The 17,919-nt window shown below is 50.3% G+C and carries 16 protein-coding genes and 1 pseudogene; 8 read left to right on the top strand and 9 right to left on the bottom strand.

The features are described from left to right. Window positions 1–271: 271 nt before the first annotated feature. The 4 genes from WHR59_RS12805 to dbpA all read left to right on the top strand — a co-directional run bounded on the left by WHR59_RS12805 (window position 272) and on the right by dbpA (window position 4,366). The gene (locus WHR59_RS12805) at window positions 272–1,381 is read left to right on the top strand and encodes a methyl-accepting chemotaxis protein (RefSeq protein WP_075146228.1); all 1,110 of its coding nucleotides are present in this window, start codon (window positions 272–274) and stop codon (window positions 1,379–1,381) included. A 155-nt stretch (window positions 1,382–1,536) separates the two neighbouring features. Continuing rightward, a complete protein-coding gene (gene zntB / locus WHR59_RS12800; RefSeq protein ID WP_043016203.1) occupies window positions 1,537–2,520 on the top strand; it encodes a zinc transporter ZntB in 984 nt (327 codons plus the stop codon). A 276-nt stretch (window positions 2,521–2,796) separates the two neighbouring features. After that, window positions 2,797–2,964 (top strand): hypothetical protein, encoded by a 168-nt coding sequence (locus tag WHR59_RS12795; RefSeq protein WP_087050510.1) that lies wholly within the window; start codon window positions 2,797–2,799, stop codon window positions 2,962–2,964. A 28-nt stretch (window positions 2,965–2,992) separates the two neighbouring features. Further along, window positions 2,993–4,366 (top strand): ATP-dependent RNA helicase DbpA, encoded by a 1,374-nt coding sequence (gene dbpA / locus WHR59_RS12790; RefSeq protein ID WP_338843107.1) that lies wholly within the window; start codon window positions 2,993–2,995, stop codon window positions 4,364–4,366. Between the two features lie 78 nt (window positions 4,367–4,444). Here the strand turns inward: dbpA and ttcA are convergent, their stop codons facing one another. From ttcA to nifJ, 7 genes and pseudogenes are all read right to left on the bottom strand, one after another. After that, on the bottom strand, window positions 4,445–5,380 hold the full coding sequence (gene ttcA / locus WHR59_RS12785; RefSeq protein WP_075146227.1) for a tRNA 2-thiocytidine(32) synthetase TtcA: 936 nt from the start codon (window positions 5,378–5,380) through the stop codon (window positions 4,445–4,447). Between the two features lie 49 nt (window positions 5,381–5,429). Continuing rightward, window positions 5,430–5,699: pseudogene (locus WHR59_RS12780) on the bottom strand (tyrosine-type recombinase/integrase); the annotation flags it as partial. 314 nt (window positions 5,700–6,013) lie between these two features. Further along, window positions 6,014–6,256: a DinI family protein gene (locus WHR59_RS12775; RefSeq protein ID WP_003840850.1), complete on the bottom strand. Its 243-nt coding sequence runs from the start codon at window positions 6,254–6,256 to the stop codon at window positions 6,014–6,016. 186 nt (window positions 6,257–6,442) lie between these two features. After that, window positions 6,443–6,877, bottom strand: coding sequence for a universal stress protein UspF (gene uspF / locus WHR59_RS12770; protein WP_338843105.1), 435 nt, complete (start codon window positions 6,875–6,877; stop codon window positions 6,443–6,445). A gap of 81 nt (window positions 6,878–6,958) precedes the next feature. Next, window positions 6,959–7,171, bottom strand: coding sequence for a KTSC domain-containing protein (locus WHR59_RS12765; protein ID WP_043016208.1), 213 nt, complete (start codon window positions 7,169–7,171; stop codon window positions 6,959–6,961). A 145-nt stretch (window positions 7,172–7,316) separates the two neighbouring features. Then, window positions 7,317–8,432, bottom strand: coding sequence for a porin OmpC (gene ompC / locus WHR59_RS12760; protein WP_043016209.1), 1,116 nt, complete (start codon window positions 8,430–8,432; stop codon window positions 7,317–7,319). Between the two features lie 366 nt (window positions 8,433–8,798). Continuing rightward, on the bottom strand, window positions 8,799–12,323 hold the full coding sequence (gene nifJ, locus WHR59_RS12755; protein ID WP_043016210.1) for a pyruvate:ferredoxin (flavodoxin) oxidoreductase: 3,525 nt from the start codon (window positions 12,321–12,323) through the stop codon (window positions 8,799–8,801). Window positions 12,324–12,597: 274 nt separating this feature from the next. Between nifJ and WHR59_RS12750 the strand changes: the two genes are divergently transcribed. Continuing rightward, window positions 12,598–12,864: a DUF333 domain-containing protein gene (locus WHR59_RS12750; RefSeq protein WP_045442854.1), complete on the top strand. Its 267-nt coding sequence runs from the start codon at window positions 12,598–12,600 to the stop codon at window positions 12,862–12,864. 13 nt (window positions 12,865–12,877) lie between these two features. On the opposite strand, the gene hslJ is transcribed toward WHR59_RS12750, so the two are convergent. Both hslJ and WHR59_RS12740 read right to left on the bottom strand, forming a co-directional pair. Next, window positions 12,878–13,297, bottom strand: coding sequence for a heat shock protein HslJ (gene hslJ / locus WHR59_RS12745; RefSeq protein WP_047411022.1), 420 nt, complete (start codon window positions 13,295–13,297; stop codon window positions 12,878–12,880). 111 nt (window positions 13,298–13,408) lie between these two features. Continuing rightward, window positions 13,409–14,398 carry a 2-hydroxyacid dehydrogenase gene (locus tag WHR59_RS12740; RefSeq protein WP_003833196.1) on the bottom strand — a complete coding sequence of 330 codons (990 nt, stop codon included), beginning with the start codon at window positions 14,396–14,398 and terminating at the stop codon, window positions 13,409–13,411. A 255-nt stretch (window positions 14,399–14,653) separates the two neighbouring features. Here WHR59_RS12740 and WHR59_RS12735 point away from each other — a divergent pair, with 255 nt between their 5' ends. The 3 genes from WHR59_RS12735 to WHR59_RS12725 all read left to right on the top strand — a co-directional run bounded on the left by WHR59_RS12735 (window position 14,654) and on the right by WHR59_RS12725 (window position 17,916). After that, window positions 14,654–14,866, top strand: a complete 213-nt coding sequence (locus WHR59_RS12735) for a hypothetical protein (protein ID WP_003833193.1) — start codon at window positions 14,654–14,656, stop codon at window positions 14,864–14,866. A gap of 222 nt (window positions 14,867–15,088) precedes the next feature. Continuing rightward, entirely contained in the window at window positions 15,089–17,728 is a 2,640-nt protein-coding gene (locus WHR59_RS12730) for a YdbH family protein (RefSeq protein WP_100194342.1), read from the top strand. Next, window positions 17,725–17,916: a YnbE family lipoprotein gene (locus tag WHR59_RS12725; RefSeq protein ID WP_003020350.1), complete on the top strand. Its 192-nt coding sequence runs from the start codon at window positions 17,725–17,727 to the stop codon at window positions 17,914–17,916. Before WHR59_RS12730 ends, WHR59_RS12725 begins: the two co-directional genes overlap by 4 nt. Window positions 17,917–17,919: the final 3 nt, after the last annotated feature.

Genomic DNA, 17,919 nt, shown 5'->3' with positions numbered 1-17,919 from the left:
ACTAATATATATATTCATAAAAATTATAATTCTGTGTGTTTTATGCTCGTCACGTGCTCGCCATCACAAAAATCTGATAGCGGGTATCATCGTCTCTGTTTGCGGGATAAGGTACTGAGTTATTCTAAATAAACAGTGCAATTTATCGTCTTAAGTAAAAGGATCTCTGGCTCTCATTGAAAGTTAAGCTTTCATCACCGAGCTATGGAAATCTGTATTGCAGATGCTATAAAAATAACATCCACGTTATTTCTTGGTGTACAGGACTAAAATGTTAAATGATATTAGCGTCAGAACCTTTATTATTTTATTTCTGATCATTACGGCGGTTGCGCTCAATCTTGTTGAAATGATTTTCTCCGCCACCCCAGAAATCATTATTGGCACTAATGCGGTAAGTATTATTTCTATATTGTGTTTATGGTGGTACATGACGAAATATCTGGTCATGCCGATTAATACGGTTAAAAGAAGCATTGAAGAAGTGACGTCCGGAAATCTGGCAATCAGTATTCCAGAGTTTGGCAATAACTGTGCGGGTAGACTAATTCCTGGTATCAATAGTTTATCAAGTAATATCTCAACACTCGTTAATGAGATCAGAACATCCTCGCAAACGGCGATGGCGCTCTCTGAACAGCTTGCAGAACGCAGCGCTGAGCTCTCTGTGAAAACAGAACAGCAATCCGGAGCATTGATGCAGACAGCTGCCAACATGGATGAAATAGCGGTTAATACGCGAAATAATGCTGATAACACGCAAATAGCCAGCGCCCAGGCAACAATTGCCACGCAATGCGCCCGTCAGGGTGGCGAATTAATGGTGCAGGTAGCGACAAATATGCGATCAATCACCGAATGCGCACAACAGATGACAGAAATTATTACGCTAATAGATGGTATTGCATTCCAGACAAATATTCTGGCCCTGAATGCTGCTGTAGAAGCGGCGAGGGCTGGTGAACATGGTAAAGGTTTTTCCGTGGTTGCCGGTGAGGTAAGAATGCTTGCGCACCGCAGCGCAGATGCAGCGAAGAATATTAAGCAACTGATTGCCCAAACCCATCAAAATGTTCAGCAAGGCGCAGCTGTTGTGCGTGAAGCTGAAAAAAATATGCATGATATTGTCGGAGGGGCCGGGCAATTAAACCAACTGATGGGCGAGATATTAACCACCACGCAGGAGCAGGAGAAAGGGATTATCAGAATCACCCATGCTCTGGCCGAACTGGAAAACGTAACCCAAAGTAATGCCATCATGGTTGATGAGCTTTCTGACTCCTCAGGTATCCTGAAAAATCAGGTGATTGACCTTCAATCGCGAACGCATAAATTCCGCTTAAGTCATGCCCTTGAGTCAGAAAGACGCCAGCAGGCTTAACTGGGGAATCTCGTAACCAGCGCCGCATTCGTCGGCGCTTTGCTTGTTATCAGATACTTTTATGAATCATTTCAGCACAATGGGACAATGAGATATTGCTTAACATATTCTGACGGCTAGACTAACGAAAAAAGCTGAATGTTTGTGGAGGCGCTGTGGAAGCCATTAAGGGAACGGATGTTAATGTGCCGGATGCCGTGTTTGCCTGGCTGTTGGATGGTCGGGGTGGGGTGAAACCACTGGAAGATAACGATGTTATCGACAGTCAGCATCCCTGTTGGCTACATCTTAATTATACTCATCCTGAAAGCGCGCAATGGCTGGCGACAACACCTTTACTTCCCAATAATGTGCGTGATGCGCTGGCAGGCGAAAGCACGCGCCCACGCGTCAGCAGAGTTGGGGAAGGTACGTTGATTACACTGCGCTGTATCAATGGCAGCACCGATGAGCGACCTGACCAACTGGTGGCGATGCGTTTATATATGGATGAACGTCTGATTGTCTCAACACGCCAGCGTAAAGTGCTGGCGCTGGATGATGTTGTCAGCGATCTCCAGGAAGGTACGGGACCGGCTGACTGTGGTGGTTGGCTGGTGGATGTTTGTGATGCGCTAACCGATCATGCCAGCGAATTTATCGAACAGCTGCACGACAAAATTATCGATCTGGAAGATAACCTGCTGGATCAGCAGATCCCCCCGCGTGGTTTCCTGGCATTACTGCGTAAACAGCTCATTGTGATGCGCCGTTATATGGCGCCGCAGCGCGATGTCTATGCTCGTCTGGCGAGCGAACGGTTGTCCTGGATGACTGACGACCATCGGCGGCGAATGCAGGATATCGCTGACAGGCTGGGGAGAGGGCTGGATGAAATAGACGCCTGTATTGCCCGGACCGGTATTATGGCGGATGAAATTGCACAGGTGATGCAGGAGTCTCTGGCTCGCCGAACGTATACGATGTCATTGATGGCAATGGTTTTTCTTCCCAGTACATTTTTAACCGGACTGTTTGGCGTTAACCTCGGCGGTATCCCCGGCGGTGGCTGGCCGTTTGGTTTCTCACTTTTTTGTATTCTGTTAGTGGTCCTGATTGGTGGTGTTACTTTATGGTTGCATCGTAGTAAATGGTTGTAACAACTACGTTTTTTAGTGACTTTCTGGCATGAAAACGTCCTGGTTTTTGAGCGAGGTCAATAAACCATCTACCTATTCGGGGCAATATCTCTCTCGCAGGTGAATGCAACGTCAAGCGATGGGCGTTGCGCTCCATATTGTCTTACTTCCTTTTTTGAATTACTGCATAGCACAATTGATTCGTACGACGCCGACTTAGATTAGTCGGCTTTTTTTTTGCCTGCATGAAATCAGCGTCTACCCTAAAAGAGTCAACCTGAATGACTGGAGGGGTATATGACCTGTCTGATTGCAACGTCGCACACTGATTCGCTACCGACTGACCCGGTTCCCATTCCCGATCCCATTCCTCGTCCGCAGCCCATGCCGGATCCGCCGCCGGATGAAGAGCCGATTAAATTGTCGCATCGCGGGCGCAGATCTGCGAGGATACGCGCCTGCTGAATGTGAGTTTTTACCGCGAGATTAAATTGTGACCGCTTTTTCAACCCTGAATGTTTTACCTGCTGCCCAACTCGAGAATCTTAACGAGCTGGGATATCTTGAAATGACGCCTGTTCAGGCTGCTGCGTTACCGGCAATCCTGGCGGGGAAAGATGTTCGCGTGCAGGCTAAAACCGGCAGTGGCAAAACGGCGGCTTTTGGTCTTGGATTGCTACAGCACATCGATGCCGCGCTATTTCAAACGCAGTCGCTGGTACTGTGCCCAACGCGCGAGCTTGCCGACCAGGTTGCGGGTGAGCTGCGTCGCTTAGCGCGTTTTCTGCCAAACACCAAGATCTTAACGTTGTGCGGTGGGCAACCCTTTGGCGCACAGCGCGACTCCCTGCAGCATGCGCCACATATTATTGTCGCCACGCCGGGGCGTTTACTCGACCACCTGCAAAAAGGCACGGTTTCTTTAGACGCCCTGAATACGCTGGTTATGGATGAAGCCGACCGCATGCTGGATATGGGCTTTAGCGATGCGATTGATGATGTTATTCGCTTTGCGCCAGCATCTCGTAAGACCCTACTGTTTTCGGCAACCTGGCCGGAAGCTATTGCCGCCATTAGCGGCCGGGTGCAGAGAAATCCATTAACGATCGAAATTGATACGGTTGATGCGCTGCCGGCGATTGAACAGCAGTTTTTCGAAACCTCCAGCCACGGAAAAATTCCACTACTGCAAAAATTACTCAGTCAGCATCAGCCTGCCTCTTGCGTAGTTTTTTGTAATACCAAAAAAGATTGTCAGGCCGTGTGTGACGCACTGAATGCGGCGGGGCAAAGCGCACTTTCACTGCATGGCGATCTTGAGCAGCGCGATCGCGATCAGACTCTGGTACGTTTTGCCAACGGCAGTGCGCGCGTACTGGTTGCCACCGATGTGGCCGCGCGTGGTCTGGATATTAAATCACTTGAGCTGGTGGTGAACTTCGAACTGGCATGGGATCCGGAAGTCCACGTCCATCGTATCGGACGTACTGCGCGTGCCGGCAACAGCGGTCTGGCGATTAGCTTCTGTGCTCCGGAAGAAGCGCAGCGGGCCAACATTCTTTCTGAAATGCTGCAACTGAAGCTGAACTGGCTGCCTGCGCCGGCTAACGGCTCAATCCTGCCGCTGGAAGCCGAGATGGCGACGTTATGCATTGATGGCGGTAAAAAGGCCAAAATGCGTCCCGGTGATGTTCTCGGTGCGCTGACCGGCGATATTGGTCTGGATGGCGCCGACATCGGCAAAATTGCCATTCATCCGGCGCACGTCTATGTCGCCGTTCGCCAGACTGTAGCGCATAAGGCGTGGAAGCAATTGCAAAACGGTAAGATTAAAGGCAAGACTTGCCGGGTTCGGTTATTGAAATAACTGCCCGTTGGGGCGCCTGATGGCGCTCCGCTTATCAGGCCTACAAGCGCTTGTACGCATTGTAGGCCTGACAGACGCTTACTTCACTTCCACCACGTTCAGACGCAGCTCATCCAGTTGAGCATCTTCTTCTTCTGGCTGCCAGCCCGCAGGCTGCAGCGGGATCTCTTCACGATCGAACGCTAAGTCACCACCGTCAACAACCTCTGAACCGTGCTTAATACCTTTAAAGTCGAACAGATTGATATCGCTCAGATGTGAAGGCACAACGTTCTGCATCGCGCTGAACATGGTTTCAATCCGGCCAGGATAGCGTTTATCCCAGTCGCGCAGCATATCGGCGATGACCTGACGCTGCAGGTTAGGCTGTGAGCCGCACAGGTTACACGGAATAATCGGGAAACCCTTTGCTTCAGAGAAACGCTCGATATCTTTCTCACGGCAGTAAGCCAGCGGACGGATGACGATATGTTTGCCGTCATCGCTCATCAACTTCGGCGGCATGCCTTTCATTTTCCCGCCGTAGAACATGTTTAAGAACAGCGTTTGCAGGATGTCGTCGCGATGGTGGCCGAGCGCAATTTTGGTGGCGCCTAATTCAGTTGCCGTGCGATACAGAATGCCGCGACGCAGGCGAGAGCAGAGTGAGCAGGTCGTTTTACCTTCAGGGATTTTATCTTTGACGATCCCGTAGGTGTTTTCTTCGACAATCTTATATTCAACGCCCAGATTTTCCAGATACTCCGGCAGAATGTGCTCCGGGAAGCCGGGTTGTTTCTGATCGAGGTTAACCGCAACTAAGGAAAAACTGATCGGGGCGCTTTGCTGCAAATTACGCAGTATCTCCAGCATTGTATAGCTGTCTTTCCCGCCGGAAAGACACACCATAATGCGATCGCCGTCTTCGATCATATTGAAGTCGGCAATGGCTTCCCCGACGTTACGACGCAGACGTTTTTGTAATTTGTTCAGGTTGTATTGTTCTTTCTTTGTAGCTTGTTGATTATCTTGCATTCTTACCGTTCTCAAAAACCAAAGGGGCATAATAAGGGGCAAACTTCCATCACAGGGCTGGTTTGTTATTCAACATTGCAACCCGATCGCCATTCATTTCTTTAATCCATGTACTGTAGACTTCGGACACTATTTGCGCGTTTTCATGCCCCATCTGATTAGCTATAAATGATGGGTTTGCTCCGGCCATTAGCAGCCAGCAGGCAAAAGCATGTCGCGTATGGTACGGATTACGGCGACGAATACCAGCACGTTTTACAGCTGCGTTCCATCTGGCACTGATGCTACTCATAGAGTAGTAAGGTTTTTGCTCTCCGTGACCAGACCAGAATGAACAGGGAACCGCATAATTGAATAAAGGTGCGTGGCCCCGGGCGGGAAGTAATTAATCAACCGAAGGCGGATATTGAAGCGCTGAAGATATTCGTGGAACCGCTCACTGCCAGATAATTCATTTCTGAACCATCAACGTGTAGTGTCTGGAAGCAAAACCACAAGGTGTGGTGAACTGCCGCAACCATACCGTATGCAAGAGCATGGCTGCGGCCAACTGGCAAACATCCGATAGTGCGAGTATTGAATGATTGCCAGTCACAGCGGATTGTACTTAAGCAATATGACGGTTCAAGGCGTTTAATCTGAAACCAGCCACATATCAGCCTCTTCAAACATTTCCTGCACCGTTCGGCTTATCTGTTCTTTCTCATGCTTGCTGGCGTCAGTATTGATCGCCGGCAGTGTCATCATCGGTTTAACCCGAACATCAGCATCGGGGAAGATCCGGTGAACCCTCTTAGTTAACTCGCCCAGAATGATATCTTTTGCACCGGGCAGACCATCAAAATTCCTTTTGTCATAAACGAGTTCCACGAACATTGCTTATCGCTCTTTTTGCTGGATGTATATACAGTATTTATACTCTGTTTTTATCCGGGTTTCAAGAGAGGGCGTAATGATGTCACGACATAGCCATATTGAAATGGCCTTGTATGCTTCGATCAGGAATCGTGGGGAAAATGAGGGCGAAACAAAAAGCCCGCAGCGATGTGCGGGCCAGACAGATTAGCGAACTACCAGTACCGAACACTCCGCATGACGCACTACGGCTGCGGCGTTAGAACCCAGCAGGTAGGTGGTGATGTCGGGTCGGTGTGAGGCAATAATGACCATATCAGCCGGTAATTTTTTAGCGATCTCCAGAATCTTGTCTTTCGGTGCACCTTCTGCAACATGAACGTGCATTCTGTCCGTTGGGATATTGAACTTCTTGATAATCTCTTCCAGTTGAGATTTCGCTTCGGCTTTCAGATCCTCCATGGCCGGTAACTCTGCCGAGTAGGCCAGTCCCAGAGAAGCATAATAGGGCAGTGACGGAATGACGGTCAAAAAATGGACCTGTGCATCGTCAATTTTTGCCTCTGCTTCAACATGGGCGATAACGCGTAGAGTTAATTCTGAGTCTGAAATATCGATGGGTACAAGAATCGTTCTGTTCATAAAACCTCCTGTTTAAGCATCCTCCTAAAGCTTACCGCGTAATGGCACTTTATGTACAATGACAACGATCACATTTTGGCATCACTTTATTTTAATTTCAGGAAACTTTCCTTTTATTACTCCATCGTAAAATCGACCTTTAGAAACGACGCTGAGGAAATCACGAAAAATACGGGCAGGCACATGCTGATATTGCAGGGTCGCCAATTGGTGAAAGCGAATTTCTAGCGTACGGGAGGATTCGTCATAGCCGACGGATGCAATACGGGATGATTTTACAGGATGATGATTCATTGCAGGTATCCTCTACTACAGGTCTTAATGCAAGATATCATCTATCAAAGAAGTGTTTTAGCGCAACAGATATAATGTTTTGATCTGAATAAAACAGAATTGTTAGAACAGAAAGAGAGCCCGCTGTTGCCAGCGGGCTGAGGAATTAGAACTGGTAAACCAGGCCTAATGCTACAACGTCATCGGTAGAGATGTCATTGCGAGTGTAGAAGCTGTCGTCTTCGTCCAGCAGGTTGATTTTGTAATCAACATAGGTGGACATGTTTTTGTTGAAGTAGTAGGTAGCGCCGATATCAGCATATTTAACCAGATCTTTGTCGCCGTCGGTGCTGTTCAGATCTTTACCTTTAGACATCAGGAAAGACACTGCTGGACGCAGACCGAAGTCGAACTGGTATTGTGCAGTCACTTCAAAGTTCTGAGTTTTGTTTGCGATACCGTCATTACCGTAAGGGGTCATGTTACGGGTTTCAGAATACATAGTGGCCAGATAGATGTTGTTCGCATCATATTTCAGACCGGTAGTCCATGCGTCAGCTTTGTCGCCGCCTGCATTAAAGGAATTGATCTGCTCGTTAGTACGGTCAGAAGAGGTATAGGCAGCACCGAAGCTCACGCCCATACCCAGATCGTAGGTAGAAGAGATACCGAAACCGTCCCCATTGTCATAACGTGCATCGCCGCCATTACGGTTATTAGTACCTACGTTATCATCGTTAAGGCTTTGATTTTCGTTTTTACCCTGATACTGCAACGCAAAGTTCAGGCCGTTCACCATACCGAAGAAATCGCTATTACGGTAAGTTGCCACACCGTTAGCACGACCGGTCATGAAGTTATCTGCCTGAGTGTAAGAGTCGCCACCGAATTCTGGCAGCATGTCGGTCCAGCCTTCAACGTCGTACAGTACGCCGTAGTTACGACCGTAGTCGAATGAGCCGTAGTCGCCGAATTTCAGACCAGCGAAAGCCAGACGCGTAAAGCTATTACCTTTATCACTTTCGGTAGTGTTAGCGTTTACCTGATATTCCCACTGACCGAAACCAACCAACTGATCGTTGATCTGGGTTTCACCTTTGAAGCCCATACGCATATAAGTCTGATCGCCATCTTTAGAAGAGTCATCAGAGAAATAGTGCAGGCCGTCTACTTTGCCATAGAGATCTAATTTGTTGCCGTCTTTATTATAAACTTCAGCCGCGTGAGCAGCGCCTGCAGCCAGCAGGGCAGGAATTACGAGAGCCAGTACTTTTCTGTTCATTGAAATAATCCTTTAGTTTTTTTATTAACCTGTGACTACCCATGTAGGGAGTAAAAGCATGCTAAAGGAGAAGTTCCGTAAAGAGATAAATATGAATTGTTACGCCTTAAGTAAAACCTTAAATAAATAATTCTACGGAAATGATGATAATTGCGATGAATGTGTTGTATGGAAATATATAAAATAAAAATTATACAAGTGAATTGTGTTGGGCTATTCTGCGCGTGTTATATGCCTTTATTGTCACGTTTTATTTTTCGTTGACCTATTGATAGCTATTATTAATTAGCCAGCGAATAAATTGACAAGCCCGAACGACTGTTCGGGCTTTTTTTTTGGTTCCAGGTTAATACTGAGATAAACGTATTACTCAGTACCGCTCTTTTCCGCTTTTCCTGCCAGTTGGGCCAGGAAGTCGTAACGCTTCTGCAGATCGGCGGCGGCGTCTTTCCACAGCTGTTCAGCCACTTCTGGCTGTTGAGCATTCAGACGACGGAAGCGCTGCTCGTTAAGCAATGTCTCGGCCAGGGCGTCTGACGGTGGGCGAGAGTCCAACGCCAGCGGCAGTTTGCCTTCGTCTGCGCGACGTGGATCGAAGCGGTACAGCGGCCAGAATCCGGTCGCCGTGAGCTGACGCATCTGATCGTGGCTTAGTGCGAGATCGTAACCGTGCTCCTCGCATGGGCTATAGGCGATAATCAGTGACGGCCCGGGATAGGCTTCCGCTTCCTGAATAGCTTTCACCGTCTGGTTCAACTGAGCGCCCAGAGAAATCTGTGCAACATACACGTGACCGTACATCATCATGCTGACGCCAAGATCTTTGCGAGCCTTGCGTTTGCCATGCTCACCAAATTTAGTGACGGCTCCGAGCGGTGTGGCTTTCGACGCTTGCCCACCTGTGTTGGAGTAACACTGAGTATCCAGCACCAGAATATTGACGTTCTCGGTCAGGCTCAGGACGTGATCCAGGCCGCCAAAACCAATATCGTAAGCCCAGCCATCACCGCCAATCAACCAGATAGATTTCTCGACCAGCGCGTCGGCGTCGGTTAACAACTGCTGTGCGCCTTCAACATCCTTCAGGTGCTGGCGCAGTGCTGCAACTTGCTCACGACGTACCTCTGGCGTGGCTTCAGCGTGCAGGGCGTCATTCAGTTCAGCCGGAATGCTATCGGCAAACTGTTCCAGCAAACGCATGACGCGCACACGATGCTGATCCACCGTCAGGCGGAAGCCCAGACCAAACTCGGCGTTATCCTCAAACAGTGAGTTTGCCCATGCAGGTCCGCGACCATTGGCGTCGGTGGTATACGGCGTTGAGGGCAGGTTACCGCCATAAATTGATGAACACCCGGTCGCATTGGCGATCAGCATGCGGTCGCCGTACAACTGCGTGAGCAGTTTGATATACGGCGTTTCACCGCAGCCAGAGCAGGCGCCAGAATATTCAAACAGTGGAGTGATCAACTGCGAGGTACGAATATCAATACGCTCCAGCTTCGTGCGATCGATTTCCGGCAGATTGAGGAAGTAGTCATAGTTAACTTTTTCCTCTTCAACATGCTCAAGGCGCGACATCATATTGATGGCCTTGATCTCCGGGTTCTGGCGATCTTTCGCCGGGCACACTTCAACGCACAGGTTACAGCCGGTGCAATCCTCTGGCGCAACCTGCAGGACATATTTCTGACCGCGCATATCGCGTGATTTCACATCCAGAGAATGCAGGCTGGCAGGGGCGTTTTCCATCGCTTCTGGTGAAACCACTTTGGCGCGGATAGCCGAGTGCGGGCAGGCGGCAACGCAGTGGTTACACTGAGTACACAGCTCTTCTTTCCAGATGGGGATCTCTTCTGCAATATTGCGTTTTTCCCAACGCGTGGTGCCCATCGGCCAGGTGCCGTCTGGCGGCAGTGCTGAAACGGGGAGGGCATCGCCGAGACCGGCGAGCATCGCCGCGGTGACGGTTTTCACGAAATCAGGTGCGGCATCAGAAACCACCGGTGGGCGGTTGGCGCTATGCGGATCAACGGGCTGGAGCGCCACTTCGGCGACGGATTCACGCGCCAGGGCCAGCGCCTGCCAGTTACGTTCCACCAGATCCTGTCCTTTACTGCTGTAGCTTTTCGCAATCGCACCCTGCAATTCGATCAACGCGCTGTCGCCGGGTAAGATTTGCGTCAGATGGAAGAACGCCATCTGCATAACGGTGTTAATACGCGCAGCCAGGCCGCACTCGCGGGCAATTTTGGCGGCATTAATGACGTAGAAACGGGCTTTCTTTTGATTCAGTACAGCCTGAACTTCCTGCGGCAAACGCGACCAGACTTCATCCACGTTATACGGGGTATTAAGCAGGAAGATACCGCCTGGTTTCAGGCGCTCGGCCATTTGATACTTATCGATAAATTGCAACTGGTGACAGCCAACAAAATCGGCTTGCGACACCAGATATGCTGAGCGAATAGGTTGCTCACTGACGCGCAGGTGAGAAACCGTCAGGCCGCCTGCTTTTTTCGAATCATAGACGAAATAACCCTGCGCATACCACGGCGTAGAGTTACCGATAATCTTGATGTTGTTTTTGGTAGCCGACACGCTACCGTCGCTGCCCAGCCCGTAAAATAGCGCTTCGAGTTTAGCGCTACCGGGTAGCGTGTTTTCTGGCAGCGGTAGCGACAGGTTAGTGACATCATCATAGATCCCGACCGTAAAGCGAGGCTTCGGCCTGGCGTTACTCAGCTCATTAAAGACCGCCATGACGCAGTCCGGGCCAAACTCTTTGGAGGAAAGGCCATAACGCCCGCCAATCACGCGCGGTAGCGTTTCTCGCTCGCCGCAGTTAAAGGCTTCCGCCAGCGCGGTCATCACATCCAGATACAACGGTTCAGCCTGCGCGCCAGGCTCTTTGGTGCGATCCAGGACGGCAATACTCCGTACCGTTTCCGGCAGGGCGCGTAGCAAATGTCTGGCAGAGAATGGGCGGAACAAACGCACTTTCAGAACGCCCACTTTCTCGCCGCGCGCCAGCAGCTCTTCAACGACTTCTTCACTGGTGCCAATTGCCGAGCCCATCAGAATAATGACGCGTTCTGCCTGCGGATGGCCGTAATATTCAAATGGCTGGTACTGGCGACCCGTCGCAGCGGCGAAGTCGTTCATTGCCTGCTCGACGTGATCGTAAACCGCGTTGTACCACGGGTTAGTTGCTTCGCGTGACTGGAAGTAGGTGTCAGGGTTCGCAGACGTACCGCGAATAACCGGATGCTCAGGATTAAGTGCGCGGGCACGGTGAGCATCGATTTCCGCCTGCGGCATCAGTCCGAGGATCGTGTCATCGGCCAGCGGCACTATTTTATTAATTTCATGCGAAGTACGGAAACCATCAAAGAAATGAATAAACGGGACCCGGCTTTTGAGGGTGGCCATTTGCGAAATTAGCGCAAAGTCCTGTGCTTCCTGGACGCTGCTGGCACACAGCATTGCGCATCCCGTCTGGCGAACCGCCATCACGTCAGAATGATCGCCAAAGATCGATAATGCGTGAGTGGCTATCGTACGTGCCGCAACGTGCAGTACAAACGGGGTCAATTGACCGGCCAGTTTGTACAGCGTCGGGATCATCAGCAGCAGGCCCTGCGATGAGGTGAACGACGTAGAGAGCGCACCGGTCTGCAATGCGCCATGAACGGTCGCTATCGCACCGCCTTCCGACTGCATTTCCACGACGCGAGGAGTATCCCCCCACACGTTTTTAAGCCCGTTCCCGGCCCAGGCATCTGCCTGTTCAGCCATAGTCGAACTTGGCGTAATTGGGTAGATGGCGATAACCTCGCTAGTACGAAATGCGACTGAAGCAACCGCACCATTACCGTCAATTGTGATCATACTGACACCCTTACATTGCGCAAAAAGAGGGACACGCGTAACAGCGGCGAGTCCTGTAATTATCTTTCTATTTTAGCAAAAGCCGTTCAGACAGATTTTCGCTTTTGTGTCCCTGGAATTAACAGAATGAATGGTTTGATCAAAGGAGCAGGCAAAAAATTGCCAGAAAATGTAAACAACGCGCATAAATGCGCATATTGCCTCTCGACGGCGGTGTTTCCGCTGCCTATTATTTATGGCTGTGTCGTTTGGTTAATATTCAGAGGGGAGTAAGATGCGCGCAGCGTTTTGGGTAGGGTGTGCCGCGTTATTATTATCGGCTTGTAGCAGTGAACCTGTTCAGCAGGCAACCGCCGCGCATGTCGCACCGGGGATGAGGGCTGCAATGTCCAGTTCTGGAGAAGCTAATTGCGCCATGATTGGTGGTTCGCTCTCCGTTGCCCGTCAACTGGATGGTTCAGCTATCGGAATGTGCGCGTTACCCAACGGCAAACGCTGTAGTGAGCAGTCGCTTGCCGCCGGAAGCTGTGGCAACTATTAAGCCAGCGCGTTTCTTACATTAAGTCCGCGAGTTTATACGTCAGCGTTTGTTCTGCTGTCGCCAGCGTTAACTGGTCAGCAGTCAGATCAACCTGTGCGCCTTGCTTAAACATTTCGCTGACGATCCCGTCGAGCGCGTTAAGCTGTGGATCGGCGCACATCATGCGGGTCATCGCCATATCTTTTACCTTCAACTCGCCGTCGGACAGTTTGCCCTGACCGTGGAATTGATTACACATCTTTCCCGACACCGTCATGTTTTCACCAAAACTCAATTCGGGCGGGTTATTAGCGACGGTGACGGCCTTACCATTCACGCTCTGTAAAACGAAGCGGTGATGCTGCAACTGATCGCGATTGACGGAAACTTTTCCATTGCTCACACAGCCAGCCATCAGCATGCTGAGCGCAATCAACGTGACAACTTTCTTCATTAAATCTCTCTACGTTTGTGGCGGGATACATTCAATATAATAATGATACTGAATGTTTTATCATCGGTGATTGTCTGAAAATGCCCCCCTGAAGTCAGGGGAGCACTGGGATTAAAAGAGGGCGTTTGGACAGGTTTCGCCTTTGGAGATTTGCGCCAGATTTTGCAGCGTAGTCTCAGAAATACTGGTCAATGCTTCGGCGGTCAGGAAGGCCTGATGACCGGTAAACAGCACGTTATGACAGGCCGACAGACGACGGAACACATCATCCTGAATCACGTCATTGGATTTATCTTCAAAGAACAGATCGCGTTCGTTTTCATACACGTCCATACCCAGAGAACCAATTTTCTGGTTTTTCAGCGCATCGATAGCGGCTTGCGAATCGATCAACGCGCCGCGGCTGGTGTTAATCACCATCACGCCATTTTTCATTTGCTCAAAGGCTTCGTGATTGAGCAGATGATAATTCTCCGGCGTTAACGGACAGTGCAGGGAGATGACATCGGACTCTGCGAACAGAGTTTTAAGATCGACATATTCAACGCCTAACTCCAGCGCAGCAGCGCTCGGGTAAGGATCGAACGCCAGCAGACGCATACCAAAACCTTTCAGGATACGCAGCGCAGCAATCCCGATTTTACCGGTACCGATCACCCCGGCTGTTTTGCCATACATGGTAAAGCCGGTCAGGCCCTCAAGAGAGAAGTTGGCATCACGGGTACGCTGATAAGCGCGGTGAATACGGCGATTCAGCGTCATCATCATGCCAATCGCATGCTCAGCGACGGCTTCAGGTGAATAGGCCGGTACACGTACGACCTGCAGACCCAGCTCTTTTGCCGCGTCGAGATCGACGTTATTAAACCCGGCGCAACGCAGCGCGATATATTTCACGCCATGCTTTTTCAGCTCTTCCAGAACAGGGCGACTGCCATCGTCGTTGACGAAAATGCATACGGCTTCACAGCCATGGGCAGTCTTCGCTGTTTTTTCCGTCAACAGAAAGTCAAAGAATTCAAGTTCAAAACCAAAAGCCTCGTTAACCTGCTGCAGATACTTCTTGTCGTACTGTTTTGTACTATAGATGGCGAGTTTCATAAGACTTTCTCCAGTGATTTTGAGGTCACATTAATCCAATTCAAATTATTTTACAAAATCTAAAAAGTTATTGATAGTCATAGGCGTAATGAATAATTTCAGCGCATCTGTTGTTAGTGTGGGCAGGTTACTCAATTTCAACAACCGGATATTTTTCCATCCAACTCAACCCCCAGATATCGCCGCAGATAAAAAGCCAGCCGAATCACATCCGGAAGGCTACGCTTATACAGGTAGCAAATATCGGGAGGGGTCATGTTAACTCACTCTGAAGCAAAACGATGGGCCACCTTAATGCTCAAGGCGGCATTATGCGATGGTATGAAACCTGATGAGATTTCCCGGCAGGTACATCTGGTCTGCGATCATCACGGTAGGGAGTGCCTCGAAGAACTTATCGAGGAAATTCTGATCGAAGCAGGTCGTATAGGACCTAAACATAGCGATGGACAACTGAGGCCTCATTGAGTCTGAATCTTACTATTCCCGACGGCACGTGTAACAGCGTGCCATATAATATAATAATTTATCTCATTGAATTAAATAATGTTTTTTTGGTTCTCTTTCATTCATTAACTCTGCGTATACTTCATGGGAATTTATTCTTAATGTGGGCATATCCTGTTAAACATGCCACAATACTGGCCTAAACCGGCTTAAATTTTCGCTAAATCAGGATATTAACTACCCATGAAGGGTAAATATAAAGCCGTTCTGGCACTCCTCTTATTATTTATTCTCGTGCCGCTGACGCTGGTAATGACGCTTGGCCTGTGGGTTCCTACGCTGGTCGGCATCTGGTTACCGGTTGGCACGCGCATCGCGCTGGATGAGAGTCCACGGCTGACACGGCATGGGCTGCATATTCCGGAACTCCGCTATCTGGTCGATGATTGCCCGCTAGCGCGCATTACTCAGGCGGATCTTTCCCATCCCAGTCGTTGGTTGCTCAATGTCGGGGCTGTGGAGCTGGATTCAGCTTGCCTGGCCAGGTTGCCGCAGACAGAATCATCCCCGGTAGCGCCCAAAACGTTGGCAGAATGGCAATCTATGCTGCCCAATACCTGGATTAACATCGACAAAGTCATTCTCTCTCCCTGGCAGGAATGGCAGGGAAAACTGTCGCTCTCGCTAACTCCCTCTAGCCAGCAACTGCGCTACCAGGGTGAAAAGGTTAAATTCCAGGGGAGCCTGCATGGGCAAAATCTCACGGTAAATGAGCTGGATATCGCCGCATTTGAAGGGCAGCCGCCGATAAAACTGGTCGGTGAATTTACCATGCCGCTGGTTCCCGATGGATTACCGGTGAGCGGTCATGCGGTTGCTACTCTGAGCTTGCCGCAGGAGCCAACGCTTGTGGATGCCGAACTTGAATGGCAAGAAAACAGCGGACAACTGATCGTCATGGCGCGAAATAATGCCGATCCGCTGCTTGATCTTCCGTGGGAAATAACCCGTCAGCAATTAACCATTAGCGACGGTCGCTGGAACTGGCCTTATCAGGGATTTCCGCTAAGCGGACGGCTGGGCATGAAAGTTGAAAACTGGCAGGCCGGGCTGGAAAATGCCGTGGTGAGCGGACGTCTGAACATACTTACTCAAGGCGATGCGGGTAAAGGAAACGCCGTATTAACGCTGGGGCCGGGCAAGTTGGGTGTGGATAGTAGCGATATGCCGTTGCAGTTGATCGGCGAGGCGAAACAGGGCGATCTCATCTTCTACGCCAGGTTACCCGCCAGACTGACTGGCAGCCTGAACGACCCGCAACTTGTTTTTGAGCCAGGGGCGCTGCTGCGTTCACGCGGACGGGTGATCGACTCGCTGGATATTGACGAAATTCGCTGGCCTTTGGCGGGCGTAAAGGTAACGCAACGCGGCGTGGATGGCCGTCTGCAGGCTATATTGCGCGCGCATGAAAACCAGATGGGCGGTTTTGAATTGCATCTGGATGGTCTGGCAAATGATTTTCTCCCCGACGCGGGTCGCTGGCAGTGGCGATATTGGGGCAAAGGCAGCTTTACGCCGATGCATGCGCGTTGGGACGTGGCGGGTAAGGGGGAATGGCATGACAATACCCTGAAGCTTTTTGATCTCTCCACCGGGTTTGATCATCTGCAATACGGCACCATGCAGGTGGATAACCCGCGCCTGGTGATGGACGAACCCATTGTCTGGGTGCGGGATGCCAACAAACCGACGTTTAGCGGTGCGCTGTCGCTGGACGCAGGGAACACCACTTTCACCGGGGGAAGTGTGTTACCACCGTCAACCCTGAAGTTCAGTGTGGAAGGCACCGACCCGACGATTTTCCAGTATAAAGGCCAGCTTCACGCGGGGGCGATTGGCCCTGTACAGCTAAATGGTCGTTGGGACGGGATCCGACTGCGCGGACAGGCCTGGTGGCCAAAACAATCGCTCACCGTCTTTCAACCGCTCATCCCACCTGACTGGAAAATGAAGCTACGTGAAGGGGAACTGTATGCGCAGGTAGCGTTTTCAGCTGCCCCGGAACAGGGCTTTGAAGCCGGTGGTCATGGGGTATTAAAAGGCGGTAGCGCCTGGATGCCCGATAACCAAATTAATGGCGTCGATTTTGTGCTGCCTTTCCGGTTTAGCGAAGGCGCATGGCAGTTGGGTACGCGTGGGCCTGTTTCACTGCGTATTGCGGAAGTGGTTAATCAGGTGACGGTGAAAAATATCGCCGCCGATCTGCAGGGGGCGTATCCCTGGAGCGAAGCTAATCCGTTACTGTTAAGCGATGTCAGCGCCGAACTGTTGGGGGGCAAAGTCATCATGCAGCAACTGCGGATGCCGCAACACGATCCTGCATTATTGCGGGTGCAGAATATCTCCTCGAGTGAGCTTATCAGCGCGGTTAACCCCAAGCAATTCGCCATGTCTGGCCCGGTCAGCGGCGCGTTGCCGTTATGGCTGGATAACGAGAAGTGGATCATTAAAGACGGATGGTTAACCAACCCGGGGCCGATGACGCTGCGTATTGATAAGGATACCGCAGATGCCGTCGTCAAAGATAATATGGCGGCGGGTGCGGCCATTAACTGGCTGCGCTATATGGAAATAAGCCATTCCTGGACGAAAATAAATCTGGATAACCTCGGCGTTTTAACCATGCAGGCAAACGTGACTGGTAATAGCCGGGTGGATGGCAAAGTGGGGACGGTAAATTTGAATTACACCCACGAGGAAAACGTCTTTACGCTCTGGCGTAGTTTGCGTTTTGGCGACAATTTACAGGCATGGCTTGAACAAAATGCAGCGCTGCCGGAACCCCATTGCCTGGAAGGCAAGGAATGTGAGGAACAACAATGAAAACGATAGCTGCCATGCTGGGTCTGCTGGCTTCATCTCTGCTGGTCGGGTGTACCCCAAGAATCGAAGTGGCTGCGCCAAAAGAGCCGATCACGATTAATATGAACGTCAAAATTGAGCATGAGATCCATATCAAAGTCGATAAAGACGTTGAGAGCTTATTAAAATCGCGCAGCGATCTGTTCTGAGGT

It is taken from the genome of Citrobacter europaeus, assembly GCF_037482245.1.
Lineage (GTDB): Bacteria > Pseudomonadota > Gammaproteobacteria > Enterobacterales > Enterobacteriaceae > Citrobacter > Citrobacter europaeus.
Note: the sequence above shows the minus strand (reverse complement) of the source record. Positions and strands in the feature narration are given on the sequence as shown.